The following is a 21902-nucleotide window of genomic DNA, read 5'->3' on the forward strand; positions in this document are numbered from 1 at the left end:
TATATTGATGGGTCTTTTTTTGTTCCAGAGTATCGATTTTAAAGGTCTAATCCATTAAATCTTTAAAAATTTTGATATGAAAAAAGCAATATTGATGGGCCTTCCCATAATGAGTATATGCCTAATTCTTTCCTGCGGCAAGGACGATGGGCCAACTCCTGATCCAGAACCTCAAGAAGTTGAAATTGCTAGTTTTTCCCCCACATCCGGAACCGTGGGCACCGAAGTGACCATCAATGGTAAGAACTTCAGTTCTACAAAAGAAGAAAACAATGTAACTTTCGGCTCATTTAAAGCCCCGGTTGTTGAAGCTAGTCCAACTAAGCTCGTTGTACAGGTGCCTACAAATGCAGTTACAGGTAAAATTACTGTTACTGTTGGCAGCAGCTCCGCCACGAGTGCCACAAATTTTGAGGTGTTGATTTTTCCCGGTTCATTATCCATTGATGATTTTCAACCCAAGGAAGGTGATTTTGGTACTATTGTATTCATAGATGGTTCCAATTTTAGTGCCGTACTCTCCGAAAATACAGTAAAGTTTGGGGACGTACAGGCCGAAGTGACGGATGCAACGACCTCCAAACTTACCGTAAAGGTGCCATCTGGAGCCAACACCAATCTGATATCTGTAACGGTAGCAGATCATACCACGGAAACCGCGGAATACTTTCAATTACCGGTCTGGCGTACATTGAATGACTTTTCTGGCAGTCCTCGAAGAAATGCATTTTCCTGTGTTGTTGATGGAAATGCCTATGTTGGAATGGGAATAGGGGATGGAAACTTTTACGATATTTGGTCCTATGATCAAAACGGCGACAGTTGGTCGAATACCGAAAGTGCTTATCCAGGTAAGGGCAACACAGATCCAGCAGAGTTTGTTTTGGATGGTAAGGTCTATGTCTTGGATGGTCTGGAAGGAGGATTGGGTCTTTGGACCAACGAGTTTCGTTCTTATGACGTAGCGACCAATGAATGGACAAACCTTCCAAATTTTTCAGGGAGCGTACGTTATAGGGCCATTGACTTTACCCTACAGGGCAAAGGATACGTTGTAGGTGGAATAAGTAGCGAGAACACTTTTATGGCAGATGTTTGGGAATATGACTCCCAAGAAGGCACTTGGACCGAAAAGACACCCTATCCCCAGCCAGAAGGAATTTACAATATGGCCTCTTTTATTATAGATGACCACGCCTATGTGGGAGCAGGGGGGGTTGGCCCCTTATCGTCAAGTGCTGATTTTTATAAATTTGACGGCGTTGATTGGACCCCGATTGCAAGTCTCCCAGAGTCAGCACATTCCAGAGTTGGCCCTGTTGGTTTTTCAATTAATGGCAAGGGGTATATAGGATTGGGAAGAAACGTTGAAAATTACCTAATGCTCCAAGACTTCTATGAGTATGACCCCGGTACCGATGTTTGGACTCAAATAGAAGATTTTCCATCCGTACCCAGGTATTTGGCCACAGCTTTTGTGTTGGACGGCAAGGCTTATGTAGGCCTGGGAGATGCAGGCGGCGATTTGGATGAGCAACAAGATATATACTTGTTTGACCCTGCCAATATTGCACCGCAATAATCCGTTGGACGAACGACCTTTTTATGACAACAGCATCCTTGTTATAACTAGCGTCAACCCAAAACCAGTATCCGTCAATTCATATGGGCCATCGATAAATTGATGGCCCTTTTTTTGTTCCAGAGTATCGATTTTAGGTTTGATATAAATTATTAACCCAATAAATTTTGATTATGAAAAGAGCGATACTACTAGGGCTTTCCATTTTGGTCCTGTCCCTGAACACTTTTTGCGGCAAGGACGATGGGCCAACTGATGAGCCCAAAGCTGTGGAAATCGATGGTTTTTCACCCACATCCGGAACCGTGGGAACAGAAGTGACCATCAATGGTAAGGACTTCAGCACCACAGAAACAGAAAATGTTGTAACCTTTAATGGAACCACAGCCGAAGTAAAGGAATCCACTTCAACAGTTATCAAGGTAGATGTCCCCACTGGGGCCACAACGGGAAAAATTAAAGTTTCCGTAGGTAGCAATTCGGCCACTAGTGCAACGGATTTTGAAGTAATAACGGCACAAGCCGCCCCAGTGGTTAATGGATTGGATGTGACCACTATTTGTGAAAAAGGCTATGTTACGATAAATGGTTCGAATTTTGGTTCGGACGCTGAACAGGCAATGGTATTCATAGGTGAGGTTCAGGCTGCAATTCAATCCCATAGTGCTACGAGCATTACCTTTGAAGTCCCTGTAGGCGCCACTACTGGAGAAGTGGAAGTAAGGGTAAACGGCCAATCTGGCTTTAGCGACAGCCAGTTGGAAATATTCATTATTCCTTCTATAGACGAATTTAGTCCAAAAGAAGGGGAGTGGGGAAGTGAAGTAACACTTAATGGTAGGTTTAAGGACCAAGGGAATATAATAAAATTTAGAAATAAGAATAGCCAGCTTTTGGAAGCTGAAATAGTAAGTGAAAGCACATCTGAAATTGTAGTAAAAGTGCCCTATGGTGCCAGAACCAATGGATTAGCAATATCATACGATTGTGGTACTTTAAATCACTTTGAAGATTTTACTGTTTTCCATGGCAAATGGACCAAAGTTGCAGATTTTGGAGGTGGAAAAAGACGAAGCGCAGTTGCTTTTGTATTGGATGGGGTTCCTTACGTGGGATTGGGGACAGATGGTACAATAACTCCCAACAAAGATTTATGGTCTTATGATCCTGTATCCAATCAATGGACTCAAAAAAACGCAGTATTGCCAGGTGATGGCCATATTGGATGTTCAAGCTTTGTAATCGGGAGCACAGCTTTCGTTACTCAAGGAACACTTATAGGAGCGGGTACGCTGCATTCTGAAATGTGGGAATATAACGCGGTTGCGGACCAATGGACAGCGAACAATAGTTTTGCAAGTACAACACGATCTGTAGCTGCTGCCTTCAATATTGGTGATAAGGGCTATATGGGGACCGGTTATGGAGAAGGAGGCATAGAGCTTAATGATTTTTGGGAGTATGACAATGGCAATTGGACGCAAAAAACCAATGTAGGGGGTGCTCAGGGACCAGTTCGTTACAACGCTGTTGGAGTTGGCCTTAATGGAAAAGGATATGTAGGCACAGGGTTTGGTTTAAACGAAACTACGACCCTAAGTGATTTCTGGGAGTACAACAATGGCACTTGGTCTCAGATGGCAGATGTTGGCAATGGCGAAGCTGTCGCCAGGGCTAACGGCATTGCATTTGCAGTTGGCAATAAAATTTATGTAGGTTTTGGGCAAGATCTTAATTATAATGATTTAAAAGATATTTGGGAATATGACCCCGCAAACGATATTTGGACAGAGTTGGCCACTTTCCCTGGAACAGCGCGTTCAGGAGCAGTAGCTTTTGTATTGAATGGTAAAGCTTATGTGGGAACCGGGGTTGAATCGGATGAATTGAGTGATTTCTGGGAGCTAGATCTAGGTAACTAAACAATAAGCCTGCCAAAAAAAAGCACACTGGCGTAAATATTATAATTTCTTACTATTGAAGCGCCCATTTTTAATGGGCGTTTTTTAATTCACAATCGACATATAAGCCTATCAACATCCCTTGTTGATTACTTTCTGCGACACTTTCTTTTATTTTTGTCCCTAAATTTTATATTAGCAAGGATTAACCCCTTTACACATGACAGAAACCCAGTATACAGAAGACAATATCCGTTCACTGGATTGGAAAGAGCATATTCGTATGCGACCCGGGATGTACATTGGTAAGTTGGGCGATGGTTCATCTGCGGACGATGGTATTTACATCCTCCTCAAAGAGGTGATCGACAACTGTATTGATGAGTTTGTCATGGGGGCTGGGAAAACCATCGAGATCAACATCAAGGAGAATACCGTGCATGTTAGGGATTATGGCCGTGGCATTCCCTTGGGGAAAGTAGTGGATGTGGTCTCCAAAATGAACACGGGCGGTAAGTACGATACCCGTGCCTTTAAAAAATCCGTGGGATTAAATGGGGTAGGGACTAAGGCGGTAAATGCGCTGTCCGCTTATTTTAGGGTAGAGTCCAACCGGGACGGCCAATCCAAATCCGCAGAATTCGAGGCAGGCAACCTCACCAATGAGGAGCTTTTGGAAGAAAGTTCACGACGTAGGGGAACCAAGGTGAGTTTTGTTCCGGACGAATCCATATTTAAAAAATACAAATACCGTAATGAGTATGTGGAACGCATGCTCAAAAACTACGTATACCTAAATCCTGGGCTCACCATTGTCTTTAATGGGGAAAAGTACCATTCGGAAAACGGATTGAAGGACCTGTTGGAGGACAATAACAACGAGGAAGATTTTCTATATCCCATTATTCATCTAAAAGGTGATGATATTGAGGTGGCCATGACGCATAGCAGGACCCAGTACAGTGAGGAATATCACTCCTTCGTTAATGGGCAGCACACCACTCAGGGGGGGACGCACCAAGCAGCGTTCCGGGAAGCCGTGGTCAAGACCATCCGCGATTTTTACGGAAAGAATTACGATGCCTCAGATGTGAGGAAATCAATCATTTCAGCGATTTCCATTAAAGTAATGGAGCCCGTTTTCGAGAGCCAGACCAAGACCAAATTAGGCTCTACGGATATGGGAGGAGACTTGCCCACCGTGCGTACCTACATCAACGATTTTCTGGGAACACAGTTGGACAATTACTTGCACAAAAATCCGCAAACCGCTGAAGCCCTACAACGTAAGATTGTTCAGGCAGAGAAGGAGCGCAAGGAACTTTCGGGTATCCGAAAACTGGCAAGGGAACGCGCCAAAAAGGCCAGCCTGCACAACAAAAAACTTAGGGATTGCCGTGTACACCTCCAAGACATGAAAAAAGACAGGAGATTGGAGAGCACCCTTTTTATCACCGAGGGGGATTCAGCTTCAGGTTCCATTACCAAGTCCAGGGATGTTAATACCCAAGCCGTTTTCAGTCTTCGAGGAAAGCCGCTGAACTCTTATGGCATGTCCAAAAAGATCGTATATGAAAATGAGGAGTTCAATCTACTCCAAGCCGCATTGAACATTGAGGAATCCATGGAAGATTTGCGGTATAACAATATTGTCATCGCTACGGATGCCGATGTGGATGGGATGCACATCCGGTTGCTGCTGATTACCTTTTTCCTGCAATTCTTTCCGGAACTGATCAAGGAAAATCATTTGTATATCCTGCAAACCCCACTTTTTAGGGTTCGGAATAAAAAAGAGACCATTTATTGCTATAGCGAGGAGGAGAGACGAAATGCCATTGAAAAATTGAGCGGGAAGCCAGAAATTACCCGATTTAAGGGATTAGGTGAAATCTCCCCAGATGAGTTCAAGCATTTTATTGGGGATGATATACGATTGGAACCTGTGATGTTGGACAAGACCATGAGCATAGACAATCTTTTGCAGTTTTACATGGGGAAAAACACCCCGGACCGTCAAGAATTTATTATAAATAACCTTAAAGTCGAACTCGACTTGATAGAAGAAAACCAACTATAAACCAAATAAATACACATCCTTCTAGATGGAAGAGAACGAAGAACTGAATGAGGAAGGTTTAGAAAGCCAAGACAGTCTGGTCAAGGTAACCGGAATGTACAAGGATTGGTTCTTGGATTATGCTTCGTACGTAATTCTGGAGCGTGCTGTTCCCGCTATTGAAGACGGTTTCAAACCGGTACAGCGCAGGATTATGCATTCCCTCAAGGAATTGGACGACGGCCGTTATAACAAAGTGGCCAATGTGGTAGGACATACCATGCAGTACCACCCCCACGGTGATGCCAGTATCGCGGATGCCATGGTTCAAATTGGCCAAAAAGATCTCCTCATTGACACCCAAGGAAACTGGGGAAATATCTTGACCGGTGATGGTGCGGCGGCATCACGATATATAGAGGCCAGGCTTTCCAAGTTTGCCCTTGAGGTAATCTATAGCCCTAAAATCACGGAATGGCAATTGTCCTATGATGGCCGAAAGAAGGAACCAGTGCACTTGCCAGTCAAGTTTCCGTTGTTATTGGCCCAAGGGGCGGAAGGAATCGCCGTGGGACTTTCCACAAAAATATTGCCCCACAACTTTAACGAGCTTATAGACGCCTCCATAAAACATTTAAAAGGACAGCGTTTCACCCTGTATCCAGATTTTCCCACAGGTGGAATCATAGATGTGGCCAATTACAACGAAGGCCTGCGTGGCGGAAAGGTTAGGGTAAGGGCCAAAATTTCGGCACTGGACAAGAACACCTTGGTCATCACCGAAATACCGTACGGCACCAACACCTCCTCTTTAATTGATTCCATTTTGAAGGCCAATGACAAAGGGAAAATCAAGATCAAGAAAATAGAGGACAACACCGCCGCCGAAGTGGAAATTTTGGTGCATTTACCCAACGGTATTTCTCCAGATAAGACCATTGATGCACTTTATGCATTTACTGCTTGCGAATCATCCATATCTCCTTTGGGCTGTATCATTGAAGACAACAAGCCTTTATTTATAGGGGTCAAGGAAATGCTGGAGCGTTCCACCGAGAATACCGTGGAATTGTTGAAGTCCGAGCTGGAAATTCAATTGGGAGAACTGGAGGAACAGTGGCACTTTGCTTCCTTGGAGCGTATTTTTATTGAAAACCGAATCTATCGGGATATTGAAGAGGAAGAAACCTGGGAAGGCGTGATTGCCGCTATCGATAAAGGGTTGAAACCTTTCACCACGAACCTGAAAAGGGAAGTGACCGAAGAGGACATTGTTCGGTTGACCGAGATTCGTATCAAACGTATTTCCAAGTTTGATTTGGAAAAAGCCCAACAACTTATTGATAGTCTGGATGAGCGTATAGCCCAAACAAAGCACCATTTGGAACATTTGGTGGAGTATGCCATAGACTATTTCAAGGAGCTTAAGAAGAAATATGGCAGCGGTCGTGAGCGACAATCTGAAATTAAAGTGTTTGATGATATTGAGGCTACCAAAGTGGTGATCCGCAATACCAAACTCTACGTAAACAGAGAGGAAGGTTTTATTGGGACATCGCTGAAGCGCGACGAATATGTTACGGATTGCAGCGACATTGATGACATCATCGTTTTCACCCAAAAAGGGGAGATGATGGTCACCAAGGTAGACTCTAAGGTTTTTGTGGGTAAGAACATTATCCACGTTGCGGTATTCAAGAAAAAAGACAAGCGCACCACCTATAATATGATCTACAAGGATGGCAAAGGCGGGGCCAGCTATATCAAACGATTCAATGTAACCAGTATTACGCGTGACAAGATTTACCCGCTGTCCGGCGATAAAGCCTCCGCAGAAGTACTTTACTTTTCTGCCAATCCCAATGGGGAGGCCGAGGTGATCACCGTATTGTTGCGGCAATCGGGCAGTATCAAGAAACTCAAATGGGACTTGGATTTTGCCGATGTTCTCATCAAAGGTCGAGCATCCAAAGGAAATTTGGTCACCAAATACAGCGTTAAGCGTATTGAACTGAAGGAGAAGGGAGTTTCCACCCTAAAACCCAGAAAGATTTGGTTCGATGAAGTGGTAAGTCGACTCAATGTGGATGGCAGGGGTGAACTGCTGGGCGATTTCAGGGGGGACGACCTATTATTGGTGATAGACCAAAAAGGAACGGTGCGGACCATTCAACCCGATTTATCCACCCACTTTAATGAAGATATGATCGTATTGGAGAAATGGAATCCAAAGAAACCCATTTCCGTGGTACATTATGAAGGCGAAAAAGAGCGCTATTACCTCAAGCGTTTTCTGGTTGAGAATCCAAATAAGGAAGAAGTGGTGATTTCCGAACACCCAAAATCCTTTATGGAACTGGCCACAACGGATTGGAGACCCATGATGGAGGTTGAATTTGTGAAGCCACGCGGCAAAGACCCCAAACCCAATCTTGAAGTGAATGTGGAGGATTTCATTTCCGTAAAGGGCATCAAGGCCATCGGGAACCAGCTCACCGCAGAAAAGGTCAAGAACATCAATCTTTTGGAACCTCTGGTTTTTGAGGAGCCCGAGGAACCCAAAGCAGAAGATATGGAAGTGGTGGACGAGGAAAGCGTGGATACCGATGAGACCGATACCGAGACTAAAAAAGACAGTTCTGACCAAACTTCTTTGTTTTGATTTATATTCTACCTATATTCTCACCTGAACAGTAATATGCACTCCTAACCTCATAGCTAATACATTTTATGGATTTTACCAACCCGCTGGTTTACGGCGTACCAGTTTTTATTGCCTTCATTTTATTCGAACTTACATATAGTAAGACCCATGGGGACGACCATCTTTATAACTGGAAAGATTTAGCTGCAAGCGGTTTTATGGGAATTGGTTCCGCAATCTTGGGGCCATTTTTCAAAGTGGTTTTTGCCATTGTTCTTTTTAATGCCACGTATGAGTTCTTCAATCCCATGGAAAATGGCACAAGACAAAATATTTTGGGTTACGAGTCTTTTGGATATGCATGGTATGTTTGGATACTCTGCCAATTGGCGGATGACTTTACCTATTACTGGTTTCACAGGGCCAATCATGAAATCCGTATTTTGTGGGCAGCACATATTGTTCACCATTCTTCCGATAATTTTAATTTGGGTACGGCTGTTCGCAATGGCTGGTTTACCATTTTGTACAAACCCTTGTTCTACATGTGGATGCCTGCCATAGGGTTTCCACCCGAGATGGTCGTGGTTTGTTTGGGCATTGAAGCGTTATGGCAGTTTCAGTTACACTCTGTGTACATTCCCAAACTGGGCTTTTTGGAGAAATTCCTCAACACCCACACCATGCACCAAGTACACCATGCGCAAAACGTGGAGTATCTGGACAAAAACCATGGAGGCTTCCTAAATATTTTTGATAAGGTTTTTGGGACGTGGAAGGAATTGGATGATGACATCGATGTAAAATACGGTGTAATACATTCCCCAAACTCCTTTAACCCGGTTGTGATACTTACCCATGAATTCAAGGACATTTGGAACGATGTAAAGAAAGTGGACAAGCTATCCCACAAACTGATGTACATTTTTGGCCCTCCTGGTTGGAGCCATGATGGAAGCACCCTTACCGTAAAACAGCAGCAAAAGTTGTTCGAGGAACATAAGGAAGTGCATCCTGAGTTGGCGTATCAACGCCCAAATTAACCTTTACTCAACAGCTTCTGCTTCAGGATTCTTGTTTTTCTGCATCCTGAGGTTCAAAAACTCCACCATTAAGGAGAAGGCAATCGCGAAGTACAAATACCCTTTGGGTATGGCACCTACCTCATTTCCAAATACCACGAGGTGGGATAAATGGGCCGCTTCAGCTATCAGCATGAACCCAATAAGAATCAAGAAAGATAGCCCTAACACCTGTATAGATGGGTGCCGGTTGACAAATTCCCCTACCGGACTGGCAAACAGCATCATGATTACCACAGAAATGACCACCGCTGTGATCATAAGAATCAAGGCATCGGTTGGGTTGGGAGAAATGCCGTTGGTCATCCCTATTGCCGTTAATATGGAATCAAATGAAAATACAATATTGATTACGGTTATCTGAACAATGGCGTTCATCAAAGAAGACGACCGCGACTTTTCCACTTCGCGCTCATCGTGCCCACGATCTTCAACTTTCTCATGGATCTCCTTGGTGCTCTTGTACAGCAAGAACAATCCACCAGAAAAGAGAATAACGGCCTGCCAGCTTATTCCACCGGTAATCCAGGATTCATCCAAAAGCATGAAGGGTTTTTTCATCTTGGTGAGCCATGTAATTCCGAACAGTAATATAATTCTCATGACCATGGCCAATACCAGACCGATATTGGTGGCCTTTTTTCGGTCTTTCTTTTCCAATTTGCCAGCAGCAATGGAAATGAAGATAATATTGTCGATTCCCAGGACAATTTCCAAAAAGGTCAAGGTAATCAATGCCATCCAGGCATCCGGGCTGGTAAAAATTTCAAACATGGTCAGTTTATTTTGTGGGCGGTTCCTCTAAATCTTCGTTTATCCCCAACAGCGTTATACTCAAAGGTATACGAAGAATCGGAAGTTGTCAATATTTTAATATGGATTGATTTTTCCTCTGCTTTGCTCTTCGGGTTCTTGTTTTTCAGGATGTACTCGCAATCATTGATCCAGCGAACGGACGAAGTATCCCTTTTTCCGTCATAAAAATCCACTTCGGTGTCCAATGTCCTATGGAACGTGGTTTTCTTTTCCTCTCCGTCAATCACGGTGGTGAATGTGAATTCACCTGTTTTAAAGTCTGTGCAATTGCGTTGGGGCGGCTGCCCACATGCCCAAAAAAGTAAAATGAGCACTCCTGAGAAGAAATAGTTTACCATAGTTACAAAGTAACGGAAAGAACTAAAGCGGGTCAATCCTTTTTTGCTTGAAAGGACTCAAAAGTGCCATCGGCATAAAAAACAATCACTTTTATGGGTTGGAGGGTGTCTTTGTCCTGCGCAATGGAGTTGAATTCTGTTTCGGCTTGATCAGATTTCGTTTTTCCCGGAACAGCAATCTCTTTTTTGATTTCCCCTTCTTTTATAGATGACGGAAATTCCCCGACCCCTTTCAATAACCAGTACAGGTTTACTTCGGGGTAGGTGTCCACCAACTTCATTACAAAATCCAGACTGGGTTTGTTTCGTCCATTCAACAAATGGGAAACACTGGAACGCTGCACGCCAATTTCGTCCGCAAAGGCAGAAACCGTTAGACCATAGTGGTCCATGATGGTTTGTATTCGCGGAATTACATCTTTATTCACAATTGTAAATTTGTTATTTTAAAGCTAGTGAAAATCATAGGAACTGGAAAGGATATTTTATAAACCGGATTTTAAAATCAAAAGAAAAGAATTAAATGGTTAACCATAAACTACTGTTTTTGAATAAATTAATTGTAATTGTGAAAATTCAAATTACAATTGTATTCAAACATCAAAAGTATCTGCTACATCCATTCACAAATGTATCTAAAATAGTGTCGATTAATTCACATTTGTAAACTTTGTGTGGGTTATTTTTGCGACTCATTTATAATGCAACTATGACTGATCACTCCCTATATAGAGAGCGTAGCGTACAAAACCGATACATTACTTTAGAGACGTTGGAGACCTGCCTTAAAAAAAGACCAGCAGCCTCTTTAAAGATTTTGGGCAAGTCTGTGCAGGGAGAACCATTATACGCATTCACATTGGGGAAAGGGGAAACTCGAATCTTGATGTGGTCACAAATGCATGGAAACGAGTCCACCACCACCAAGGCGGTTTGGGACATGGTAAATTATTTGGAGTCCAGCGAGGGGTTGGCCATTTTAGAGACCTGCACCTTAATGATTGTGCCAATGTTGAACCCTGATGGCGCTAAAGCTTATACAAGGGTCAACGCGAATGAAGTGGACCTGAACCGGGACGCGCAAGAACTCACCCAGCCCGAAAGCCAAGCGCTGAGGGATTTGTTCGAAAAATTCAAGCCTGATTACTGCTTTAACCTGCATGACCAGCGCACACTGTTTTCCGCGGGGCAATCAGCAAACGTGGCCACGGTATCTTTTTTATCCCCTGCCAGCAATGCAGAGAGAGAGGTTACACCAAGTAGGGAGGTGGCCATGAAATTGATTGTGGCCATGAATGAAACCTTGCAGAAAATGATTCCCCAACAAGTAGGACGATATGATGATGGCTTCAATGCCAATTGTGTTGGGGACACCTTTCAAATGCTCAATGTGCCAACTATATTATTTGAGGCAGGGCATTCCCCAAAGGATTATATGCGGGAAAACACGCGAGAGTATATTTTCCATGCCTTGATAAAAGCCTTGACCACTATTTCAAAAGGGGAAATAGCTAGTTATCCCACATCGGATTATTTCAATATTCCGGAGAATGGGAAACTATTCTATGACATTTTGGTACATAACCCGCAGGTTTTGAATCCAGATTTGGCCCCAGGAATTTCGCTTGGGATACGTTTCAAGGAGGTCTTGGATGGAAACAGGATTTTGTTCACACCGGAGTTGGGAGATATGGGCAAACTAGATGGATTCTATGGCCATGAGACCTTTAACTGTTTAAATCAAAAGGATTTGGAGCTACTGTCTGGACGCGATGAAATCTTGGATTTTATCAAAAATGTTGGGAAATAGACAAGGAACTTTCTTTGCTTCTTGCATTTTATTTAAAAAAGAACCATTTTTATTACGTTAATTTCTTTATTTAACTAATTTTGCTGAAAAATTCAATATAATGACCAAAGTAAAACTAGACGAAATCGACCATCAGATATTGGATATGCTGATCGATAATACACGTACACCCTTTACCGATATTGCCAAAAAGCTTTTGATATCTGCTGGTACGGTACACGTTAGGGTTAAGAAAATGGAAGAATCCGGAATCATAAAAGGTTCCTCCCTTACTTTGGATTATGTCAAGCTGGGATATTCCTTCATTGCCTACGTAGGGATTTTTCTTGAAAAGACCCACCAGACCAAGTTTGTATTGGAGCGTCTTAATCAGATTCCGTATGTGACCGTGGCCCATATTACCACAGGAAAATTCAATATTTTCTGTAAGATCAGGGCCAAGGATACCACCCACGCCAAGAACATCATTTTTAAAATTGATGATATTGACGGCATCAGTAGAACAGAGACCATGATCTCGTTGGAAGAAAGCATCAACGATAAGAAACGTTTGATGCATACCATCTTCAACGAGCTATAACCGGTTTAACATTTGGGCCATGCGAAGTTCAGAGTTACCTTCTTCTGAATACAATCCCTTTTACCATACCTATATCCTTGCTTTGGACAATGTGGGTCTCATGGAAGAATTGAACCATGGGAAAAAACTGTTTTTGTCCTTGTTGGATGACATCCCCAAAGAAAAACTTGGATATGCCTATGCCGAGGAGAAATGGACCTTGGCGGAAGTATTAGTGCACATCATTGATGCCGAAAGAGTTTTTCAGTACCGAGCCTTGCGATTTGCCCGAAATGATAAAACTCCATTGCCCGGTTTTGATCAGGACGATTATGTGCCCCTCTCAAAAGCCTCAAAACGAACCATAGAGGATATAAGGGATGAGTATGCGGCCGTACGACAATCCACTATTTTACTGTTTAACTCCTTTGATGATGAAGCGTTGCAAAGATCGGGCGTTTCCAGTGGCTCACCTTTAAGTGTCAGGGCCACCGGGTTTATCATCAGCGGGCATCAGGCGCATCACCTGAAAATTATCAGGGAGCGATATCTGTAACGTAAAGGTCTAGTATAAGCTGTCGTTTTCGTAATCCCCGTCGGAATCCGGTTCAAAATCAGCTTCGTTAATGGAACCCTCATCGGTTTCCAAGACTTCTTCCTTGCCCAACTCCCTTTCAATGTTTTCCTCAAAGTTGGAAATGAAATTGGAAAGGCTCTTACTGATTTTTACCAGATATATGGTGTCCTCAGTTTTTACCTCTACAGCTTCAATGACCTCGCCGTTTGGTTTTTTCAAGGAAATAATGTCGTCATCGCCATACCCATAAGGGTAGGAATCAATCAAAACAGCGGCCACCTTGTGGTCCAGCTTTTTGTAGTCAATGAGTATACGTTTCATAATGGATAGGTTTAATGCTATCCTAAACTATGAATTTTTAAAACCCATAAAACCAAAGAGTTGTGAACGGAATTATTTAGTATATGAAGCGATTATTCCTTGTAGTAAGCGAACGCTTTATAAAAGAGTTCCTCGGGTACTTTAACATCGGTAACGGCATCGCCAATGGATTGGAGCAGCACAAAATTGATATCGCCATGGGAGTTCTTCTTGTCGTATTTGAGAAGCTTAAGGATGGCTTTGATATCGTCATCATCCAGTTCAACGGGCTCAAAGTGCTGTGAGAATGTCTCTTTGATTTCTTGAACGGACAGTCTGGACAGGCCTTTCAATTCGTGGGAAAGGTAACCTTCCAATATCATTCCTGCCGCAATGGCCTCACCATGAAGAAGGGTTTTCTTGTTGGGGTTCTCCAAACAATATGATTCTATGGCATGGCCCAAGGTATGACCAAAATTCAGGATTTTCCGAAGGCCTTGTTCTGTGGGATCCTGCAGGACCACATCATTCTTTAGGGCAATGGATCGCTGTATGCTCTTGGCATCGGTAAAATTGCCCTGCGTCTTGAGCTCGTCCCAGTATGGCGCATCTTTAATAAGTCCATGTTTCAGCATTTCGGCGTAGCCGCTGACCACTTGTCGGGGATCCAAGGTTTTTAAAAACTCAGTGAACACCAATACCATTTGAGGTTGATTGATCACTCCAATCTGGTTTTTCAACGCGCCTAAATCAACACCCGTTTTACCACCTATGGAAGCATCTACCATAGAAAGTAGGGTAGTGGGGATGTTGATGAAGTCGATTCCTCTTTTAAAGGTTGAGGCAACGAATCCTCCCAAATCGGTAATTACACCACCGCCCAAGTTGATCAATAGACTTTTTCGGTCGCCATCATGACTGGACAATTTTTCCCAGACCTCCAAACAAGTCTGTATGTGCTTGTTTTCTTCTCCAGATTGAATTTCAAAAATGGAATCGATGGGGTAGTCCAGTATCTTTTTAAAGACAGGCAAACAATGCATTTTGGTGTTTTCATCCACCAAAAGAAATACCTTGGAATAGTTTTTCTTGGCAATATGCTGTCTTAGAGCAGCTTCTGCAAGCTCTCCTAAATGAACCTCGTACGATTGTGATTTAATGGATTCCATAATTCAAATTACACCGCTAAATAAAGATTATTTTTATTGATAATCTTCTAGATTGGCGACTTATATTTGGATCTTTAAAAGATTGCCAATAATGCGACCGAATTTTGAGAATACCGCAATAGCTTTCGAGTTAAAATCGGACTCCCAACTGGAGAGGGCTTATTTTTTATTCAGAATGATTGCCAATGAACCTTTGGTTCGGATTGGCTCTGCAGTGACCAATTTTGCCCTCAAGGCACATCTTCCGGTAGAAGGACTTATCAGGGCCACCGTTTTTGACCATTTTTGTGGAGGGGTCAATGAAAAGGACTGCCTGTCCGTGATCGATAATATGTACAGCAAAGGGGTGCACTCCATTCTGGATTATTCCGCCGAAGGTAAGGAAGTGGACAACCAGTTTGATTTTGCCGTACAAAAGACCTTGGAAATCCTGGATTTTGTCAAGGAGAAAGACGCTATGCCTTTTGCTGTATTCAAACCCACAGGGTTTGGTCGTTTTAAATTGTACGAGAAAAAGAGTGCTGGACAACCATTAGATGAAAAGGAGACCGCGGAATGGAGTAGAATTGTAGATCGCTACGAAAAAGTCTGTAAAAAAGCTCATGCCTTGGGAGTCGCTTTGTTGATTGATGCCGAAGAAAGCTGGATGCAGGATGCCGCAGATGATCTAGCGTTGGACATGATGCGAAAATACAATAAGGAAAGTACCATCGTGTACAATACTTTCCAGATGTACCGCTGGGACCGAATGGACTATTTGAAAAAACTAAATGCCTTGGCCAAAGAAGAAGGTTTCAAGGTAGGGGCAAAAGTGGTTCGGGGTGCTTACATGGAAAAGGAAAATGACAGGGCCCACGAAAAAGGCTATGAAAGCCCCATTTGTAAATCCAAACAAGAAACAGACGAAAACTTTGATGCCGCCATCACTTTTGGTATGCAGCATTTGGACCGAATCACTTTATTTGCCGGGACCCATAATGAGAAAAGCTGCTTAATGCTGGTAGACTTAATGGAACAACACCAATTGGAACCTTCGAATACCAATATTTGGTTTGGGCAACTGTTTGGAATGAGTGACCATATTACTTACAATTTGGCCCAAGAGGGGTACAATGTGGTAAAATATGTGCCTTATGGTCCGGTAAAGGATGTAATGCCCTATTTGATACGAAGGGCAGAGGAAAACACCTCAGTGGCCGGACAGACCTCTAGGGAACTGGCCTTGTTGCAAAAAGAACGAAAACGTAGAAAACTGGATTCCTAAAGGGCTTTTTCCATAGTTTTAATGACTACCTGTTCCGAGCAATTTTCAGCTTGCATCTGGTAGTCCTCACCATTTACTTCATGGGAAATAATATAAACCTTGCAAGGTTCTGCTTCGGTATCACTTTTTCCAAAATCCACATCACCATCGGTTAAAAAAGATGTGATCAATACCGTATCCTTGAACTGTTCAGGTAGATTTTCATCAAAGACCAAGGCTTTGGACCGCATGTCCTTGAGCACCCTACAATTGGGGAAGTAGCAAAATTCCAATCCTTCTTCCCCGGATTTTTTCTTTAAAAAGAAAACCAAAAAAACTATACCAATGGACAGCCCTACCAGGTACCATCCCAAACGCTGTAAAAAAGCCATTCGCCTTAAAAAATCAGAAAGTTAATATCACTATAGTTGAGTCCAAACCAGTCCCCAACCGATTTATTGGTCAAAATACCGTGGTACATATAAAGTCCGTTTCGCAAACCTTTATCGAAATGCAGGGAATGTTCCAGCCCTCCATCTTCACCTATCTTGAGCAAATACGGTGTAAAGATATTACTTATTGAAATGGAAGAAGTTCTGGGGTAACGGGATGGGATATTGGGAACCCCATAGTGGATTACCCCAAATTTTTCCATAGTGGGTTTGTTGTGGCTCGTAATTTCGGAAGTTTCAAAACAGCCTCCCATATCAATGCTCACATCAATGATAACAGCTCCCTTTTTCATGTTCTCCACCATGGAACTGGATACCACGACAGGGGAGCGGTTCTTTCCACGGGTTGCCCCAATGGCCACATCGCAACGTTTTAGGGCTTTGATAAGGTTTTTTGGTTGTATGGTAGAGGTGTATACCGTACGGTTAAGGTTGGTCTGTAGGGTTCGTAATTTTGTAATGGAATTGTCGAACACCTTAATATTTGCACCCAATCCCAATGCCGACCTTGCGGCAAATTCGCCTACGGTCCCAGCTCCAATAATGACTACTTCCACCGGGGGAACACCACTGATGCTTCCCAACATCAATCCATTGCCCTTGCTGGTCGCCGCCATCAGTTCCGAGGCAATCAAGATGGAGGAAATCCCTGCAATCTCACTCAATGAGCGCACGGCTGGGTAATTTCCGTCTTCGTCCCTAATATACTCGAATGCAATGGCCGTGAGTCGTTTTTTGGCCATGGCCTCAAAATATTCCTTACGCTGCGTTTTGATCTGTAATGCGGAAATCACAATGGTTTGGGGATTCAAAAGGTCTATTTCCGACAGAGAGGGGGGCTCCACTTTAAGAATAATGGGGCATGAGAAAACTTTCTTGGTGTCCCTGGTTATTTCGGCCCCTGCATTGGTATAATCGATATCGGTGAAATTGGAGGCTTCCCCGGCACCGGATTCCAATAAAACACGGTGGCCGTTAGCGGTAATGGCATTCACGGCATCTGGGGTAAGACAGACACGTTTCTCTTGATACTGGTTTTCCTTTGGGATACCTATAAAGAGTTCACCCTTTTGTTTCAGCACTTCCAAGGTTTCTTCTTGGGGTAGGAGCTGTTGTTTGCTAAAGGGGGAGGATGGCTGGTTCATATATTGTAAATCTGAGTGTCATGCCATGGGCATTAAAACAAATTTACATTTTTTTTGAAAGGGTCTTCTGGCGTTGTTCCAGTTTCTCCCTTTCCTTTCGAAGTTCTTCTTTTTCCTTTAGTATGCGTAACTCGGCATCCATGGCATCCAAATCAATACCATGTACGTGTTTATCCACCAATTTCACCCTAATGAAGTATACTATGGGCGTTACCACCATGGTCACGGCCACCACATACATTACTTCGTTCTCATCAACAATATTGGAGTCAAAGGTAAGTACGGCAAACAGCTGGAAGCTGTACATGGAAATTGGAATAAGAATGGCATAATACCACCAATTCTTACAGGTCACGAACCATACCACCAGAAGCAATAAGGGCACAATTTTGTTGAAATAATAATAAAAAGCCTCCCCAACATCATCAAATCCATTGGCGCCAAACTCAATGCCCAAAAATGACCATGTTTCTGCACCTTCCGGCATGTATTTGTACCAGTAGAACAAGATGGGGGATACTGCGATCAGAAAGGCAAAAGCACCTTCCATGATCAGTTTCTTACGGATACTTTTTTTGTCACTCATCACTCATGATAACATAAAAAAGCTGATTTTATTGCAAAAAAAATGGCCCTATCAAAAAATAGGACCATTTGTACTTCAGTTAAAATCGGAAAAAAATTACAGCTTTCTGATCTTAGACTTCTCGATACTAGTAGTTTGACTTTTGTCCAAATCTACTGTCGCAACCGCAACAGTCATAGCCAAAAAGGCAACACCTAGTAATCCAAAAAAAACTTTTTTAGTGTTCATCGTAAAAGAGTTTTTGGTTAATAAATGAATTCATCTACAGGACAAATGTAGGAAAATATTTCAACTCTACCTACGCTTCATCGATAAAATTGGCATTTTAACGTAAAAAAAACACACTTTATCGATTCGTCGATGTCCTGCGCAATAAACTGGTTTGAATATAGGAGGATTGGGCGTTAACAAACATTTAACTCGACTGAACGCGTATTTTCATCGATTAAATGCAGGAAAATGGATACAGCATTATCCGGAAGTAGGGAAGCAATTTTTTCGGGCCATTCAATGAACACCCATACCCTTGGGTCCAAATAATCTTCAAAGCCCATATCCAAGGCTTCGCTCTCATCGTTCAATCGATAAAAATCGAAATGATGGGCCAAAACCTTGCCTTGAACATCGTGGTATTCGTTCACCAACCCAAAAGTAGGGCTGCTGCCTGTGTCCACAGCTCCCAATTCTTTAAGCATGGCTTTTACAAGGGTGGTTTTTCCAGCTCCCATTTCGCCATAAAAACATAGTATTTTGTCCGGGGCGGCTTGCAGTACTTTTTGCGCTGCCATTTGAATCTCATCTAGGCTGAATGTAATCTTCAAGTCGGTATTATTTAGCATCCAAAACTACAAAAGGAACAATCATTTCTTCCAAGGATACCCCTCCATGTTGATAGGTATTTCTATAATAACTTACATAATGGTTGAAATTGTTGGGGTAGGCAAAGAACAAATCGTTCTTGGCAAAGATATAGCTACTGCTCAAATTGATATTGGGCAAATGGATGTCCTGAGGCTTTTTTGAGGCCAAGACATCCTTATCCTCATAAGTGAGGCTTTTTCCGGTCTTGTAGCGCAGATTTAGACTGGTATCCCTGTCTCCGATCACTTTTGAAGGCTGCTTTACGTTGATGGTGCCATGGTCAGTGGTCAATATCAGTTTCATACCCAGACCTTGAGCCTGTTGGATAATCTCCAACAAGGGTGAATTCTTGAACCAACTGAGGGTAAGGGACCTGTAGGCCTTATCATTGGATGCCAACTCTTTCACCACCTCCATTTCCGTCTTGGAATGGGAAAGCATGTCCACAAAATTGTAGACCACCACGGTTAGGTCGTTGTCTTTTTGGGTCTTGAAATTTTGGGCCAACTGTTTCCCCTGTTTCAGGTTATTAATTTTGTGGTATTCCCATTTTAGGTTTAGGCCCAAACGCTTTAATTGGGCTCCCAAAAAATCTGCTTCGAAAAGGTTCTTACCGCCTTCGTCCGTATCATTTTTCCACCAATTGGGATACTGCTTCTCCATGTCCAAGGGCATCAGCCCCGAGAAAATAGCATTCCGTGCATACTGCGTGGCCGTTGGTAAAATGCTGTAATAGGCAGATTCTTGTTTCTTTTTATAGTGGACAGCCAATGTTTCCTCAAAAGCCAACCATTGATCGTACCGAAGGTTGTCTATGACCACCAACAGGGTTTTGTTTCCTTCCAGTTCTGGTTGGATCTTATTTCTAAAAAGGGTGTGGGACATAATGGGAGCATCCCCATCCTGAAACCAGCTGCGATAATTCTTGTCCACGAACTTTCCGAATTGCGAATTGGCCTCGGCCTTTTGGGATTCCAATATCTCAAACATCCCAGAATCCTCGATCTGTTCCAACTGAAGCTCCCAATAAATTAGTTTTTTATAGAGCTCTACCCATTCTTCAAACGAATTGATAGTGGAAAGGTCCATAGCGATCTTTCTAAACTCTTGTTGATAATTTGCGGTGGTTTTCTCAGAGATCAACCGCGAGTTGTCCAAACTTTTTTTGAGAGACAGTAATATTTGGTTCGGATTTACCGGTTTGATGAGATAATCGGCGATTTTGGACCCAATGGCTTCATCCATGATATATTCCTCCTCACTCTTGGTGATCATTACCACGGGGATGGAAGCATCGTACTTCTTTATTTCATTCAGGGTCTCCAGACCGGATAGGCCGGGCATGTTCTCATCCAGGAACACGATGTCGAAAAAGGAATTTTTAAGTTCTTCAAGGGCATCCTGCCCACTTTGACTGGTAACTACTTTATAATTTTTGCCTTCCAGAAATAAAATGTGAGGTTTTAATAGATCGATCTCATCATCGACCCAAAGAATTGTTATCTTGTTCATATAGTAGTTATCTTTGTGGGATTAAAACAAAAATCCTTGGTAAAAACCAATAAGCTTAACGTTTTCAACGACCCAATTTACGGTTTTATTGGAACTCCAAACGAACTAATTTTTCAGTTGATCGCGCATCCTTACTTTCAAAGGCTGCGTAGGATTTCGCAAATGGGTATGTCCTTTTTGGTCTACCCTGGGGCACATCATACCCGATTTCACCATGCACTGGGTAGTATGCATCTTATGGATAGGGCCATTCAGGTCCTAAGGTTGAAAGGGGTGGATATCAATGAGAAAGAAGAGACCGGGCTGTTATGCGCCATTCTGTTGCATGATATTGGCCACGGCCCATTTTCACATGCCTTGGAAGGTTTTGTGGTTAAAGACCAAAGCCACGAAAAACTGTCCTTGTTGTTCATGGAAGAACTCAACAAGGAGTTCAATGGGGCTTTGGACACTGCCATAGCCATTTTTAAAAGGGATTATCCCAAGCCTTTCATGAATGAATTGGTATCAAGTCAATTGGACATGGACCGATTGGACTACTTAAAGAGAGATAGTTTCTATGCCGGGGTTACGGAAGGGAATATCAATTCGGAACGGCTTATCTCCATGCTCAATGTGGTGGATGGAAGTTTGGTGTTGGAAGAAAAGGGCATTTACGCCGTGGAAAAGTTTTTAATGGCCCGAAGGTTTATGTATTGGCAGGTGTATCTGCATAAAACAGGCTTGGTGGCAGAGCAGTTGTTGGTACGCATCATGCAACGCGCCCGGGAGCTTTTGATCAAAGGAAGCCACTTGTCCGGTAGCGAGGCCCTCCTCTTCTTTTTGGGAGAGAACGAGCCCATGGAATTTAACCGTGAGGCATTGGCAAAGTTTGCCCAATTGGATGATGTGGACATTTTTGGGGCCATAAAATCATGGCAGTTCCATGAAGATTTTGTGCTTTCCAAAATGTGTGGCATGGTGCTCAATAGAAAATTGTTGCATATCAAAATAAAAAAACGCCCAGCCAACCCAGAAAAAATGCAATTAAAATTGGAAGAAGTCGTCCAGAAATACGATCTTTCAGAAGAAGACGCCTCCAACTTTGTTTTTGAGGGAGAAATTTCGAACAAGGCCTATAACAGTAATGGACAGGCCATACGCATTCTTAAAAAGAATGGAAGAATAACCGATGTGCTCAAAGAATCTGACCAACTCAGCCTTAAGGCACTTTCCAAGACCGTGACCAAATATTATAGCTGCTACCCTAAGGAAGCTGTTTAACAA

20 protein-coding genes are annotated in these 21902 nt (G+C 42.9%); 10 read left to right on the plus strand and 10 right to left on the minus strand.

Going from position 1 to position 21902, the window contains the following annotated elements; translation table 11 throughout:
* Nucleotides 1-76: 76 nt before the first annotated feature.
* The 5 genes from F8C76_RS03845 (at nt 77) to F8C76_RS03865 (ending at nt 9229) form a co-directional block, all read left to right on the plus strand.
* Nucleotides 77-1582 (plus strand): IPT/TIG domain-containing protein, encoded by a 1506-nt coding sequence (locus F8C76_RS03845; protein WP_152130533.1) that lies wholly within the window; start codon nt 77-79, stop codon nt 1580-1582.
* 173 nt (nt 1583-1755) lie between these two features.
* The gene (locus F8C76_RS03850; protein ID WP_152130534.1) at nt 1756-3504 is read left to right on the plus strand and encodes an IPT/TIG domain-containing protein; all 1749 of its coding nucleotides are present in this window, start codon (nt 1756-1758) and stop codon (nt 3502-3504) included.
* Between the two features lie 199 nt (nt 3505-3703).
* Complete coding sequence (locus tag F8C76_RS03855) at nt 3704-5563, plus strand: DNA topoisomerase IV subunit B (RefSeq protein ID WP_152130535.1); 1860 nt, start codon at nt 3704-3706, stop codon at nt 5561-5563.
* A gap of 25 nt (nt 5564-5588) precedes the next feature.
* On the plus strand, nt 5589-8204 hold the full coding sequence (locus F8C76_RS03860; RefSeq protein WP_152130536.1) for a DNA gyrase/topoisomerase IV subunit A: 2616 nt from the start codon (nt 5589-5591) through the stop codon (nt 8202-8204).
* Between the two features lie 68 nt (nt 8205-8272).
* Nucleotides 8273-9229 (plus strand): sterol desaturase family protein, encoded by a 957-nt coding sequence (locus F8C76_RS03865; protein WP_152130537.1) that lies wholly within the window; start codon nt 8273-8275, stop codon nt 9227-9229.
* A gap of 3 nt (nt 9230-9232) precedes the next feature.
* On the opposite strand, the gene F8C76_RS03870 is transcribed toward F8C76_RS03865, so the two are convergent.
* The 3 genes from F8C76_RS03870 to F8C76_RS03880 are packed head-to-tail and all read right to left on the minus strand — an operon-like array spanning nt 9233 to nt 10850.
* The gene (locus F8C76_RS03870; RefSeq protein WP_129654313.1) at nt 9233-10042 is read right to left on the minus strand and encodes a TerC family protein; all 810 of its coding nucleotides are present in this window, start codon (nt 10040-10042) and stop codon (nt 9233-9235) included.
* A gap of 2 nt (nt 10043-10044) precedes the next feature.
* Nucleotides 10045-10422, minus strand: a complete 378-nt coding sequence (locus F8C76_RS03875; RefSeq protein ID WP_129654312.1) for a DNA topoisomerase IV — start codon at nt 10420-10422, stop codon at nt 10045-10047.
* Between the two features lie 32 nt (nt 10423-10454).
* The gene (locus F8C76_RS03880) at nt 10455-10850 is read right to left on the minus strand and encodes a helix-turn-helix domain-containing protein (RefSeq protein WP_152130538.1); all 396 of its coding nucleotides are present in this window, start codon (nt 10848-10850) and stop codon (nt 10455-10457) included.
* A 281-nt stretch (nt 10851-11131) separates the two neighbouring features.
* Between F8C76_RS03880 and F8C76_RS03885 the strand changes: the two genes are divergently transcribed.
* From F8C76_RS03885 to F8C76_RS03895, 3 genes are all read left to right on the plus strand, one after another.
* The gene (locus F8C76_RS03885; protein ID WP_152130539.1) at nt 11132-12232 is read left to right on the plus strand and encodes a M14 family metallopeptidase; all 1101 of its coding nucleotides are present in this window, start codon (nt 11132-11134) and stop codon (nt 12230-12232) included.
* A 100-nt stretch (nt 12233-12332) separates the two neighbouring features.
* Nucleotides 12333-12812, plus strand: coding sequence for an Lrp/AsnC family transcriptional regulator (locus F8C76_RS03890; protein WP_116218835.1), 480 nt, complete (start codon nt 12333-12335; stop codon nt 12810-12812).
* 19 nt (nt 12813-12831) lie between these two features.
* The gene (locus F8C76_RS03895; protein WP_152130540.1) at nt 12832-13347 is read left to right on the plus strand and encodes a DinB family protein; all 516 of its coding nucleotides are present in this window, start codon (nt 12832-12834) and stop codon (nt 13345-13347) included.
* 9 nt (nt 13348-13356) lie between these two features.
* On the opposite strand, the gene F8C76_RS03900 is transcribed toward F8C76_RS03895, so the two are convergent.
* Together F8C76_RS03900 and aroB are read right to left on the minus strand one after the other, a co-directional pair.
* The gene (locus F8C76_RS03900) at nt 13357-13689 is read right to left on the minus strand and encodes a hypothetical protein (protein ID WP_152130541.1); all 333 of its coding nucleotides are present in this window, start codon (nt 13687-13689) and stop codon (nt 13357-13359) included.
* A gap of 92 nt (nt 13690-13781) precedes the next feature.
* Nucleotides 13782-14837: a 3-dehydroquinate synthase gene (gene aroB / locus F8C76_RS03905; protein ID WP_152130542.1), complete on the minus strand. Its 1056-nt coding sequence runs from the start codon at nt 14835-14837 to the stop codon at nt 13782-13784.
* 91 nt (nt 14838-14928) lie between these two features.
* Between aroB and F8C76_RS03910 the strand changes: the two genes are divergently transcribed.
* Nucleotides 14929-16101 carry a proline dehydrogenase family protein gene (locus F8C76_RS03910; protein ID WP_152130543.1) on the plus strand — a complete coding sequence of 391 codons (1173 nt, stop codon included), beginning with the start codon at nt 14929-14931 and terminating at the stop codon, nt 16099-16101.
* Here F8C76_RS03910 and F8C76_RS03915 read toward each other — a convergent pair.
* The 5 genes from F8C76_RS03915 to porX form a co-directional block, all read right to left on the minus strand.
* Nucleotides 16098-16472, minus strand: a complete 375-nt coding sequence (locus tag F8C76_RS03915; protein WP_152130544.1) for a DUF4258 domain-containing protein — start codon at nt 16470-16472, stop codon at nt 16098-16100. The genes F8C76_RS03910 and F8C76_RS03915 overlap by 4 nt on opposite strands.
* Before the next feature lie 5 nt (nt 16473-16477).
* Nucleotides 16478-17677 carry an alanine dehydrogenase gene (locus F8C76_RS03920; RefSeq protein WP_152130545.1) on the minus strand — a complete coding sequence of 400 codons (1200 nt, stop codon included), beginning with the start codon at nt 17675-17677 and terminating at the stop codon, nt 16478-16480.
* A 43-nt stretch (nt 17678-17720) separates the two neighbouring features.
* Entirely contained in the window at nt 17721-18263 is a 543-nt protein-coding gene (locus F8C76_RS03925) for a hypothetical protein (protein WP_129654304.1), read from the minus strand.
* 404 nt (nt 18264-18667) lie between these two features.
* Entirely contained in the window at nt 18668-19084 is a 417-nt protein-coding gene (tsaE, locus tag F8C76_RS03930) for a tRNA (adenosine(37)-N6)-threonylcarbamoyltransferase complex ATPase subunit type 1 TsaE (RefSeq protein ID WP_152130546.1), read from the minus strand.
* A 7-nt stretch (nt 19085-19091) separates the two neighbouring features.
* On the minus strand, nt 19092-20636 hold the full coding sequence (porX, locus tag F8C76_RS03935) for a T9SS response regulator signal transducer PorX (protein WP_129654302.1): 1545 nt from the start codon (nt 20634-20636) through the stop codon (nt 19092-19094).
* 36 nt (nt 20637-20672) lie between these two features.
* Here porX and F8C76_RS03940 point away from each other — a divergent pair, with 36 nt between their 5' ends.
* Nucleotides 20673-21899, plus strand: coding sequence for an HD domain-containing protein (locus tag F8C76_RS03940; RefSeq protein WP_152130547.1), 1227 nt, complete (start codon nt 20673-20675; stop codon nt 21897-21899).
* The last annotated feature ends 3 nt before the right edge of the window (nt 21900-21902 follow it).

It is taken from the genome of Flagellimonas olearia (assembly GCF_009184425.1).
GTDB lineage: Bacteria > Bacteroidota > Bacteroidia > Flavobacteriales > Flavobacteriaceae > Flagellimonas > Flagellimonas olearia.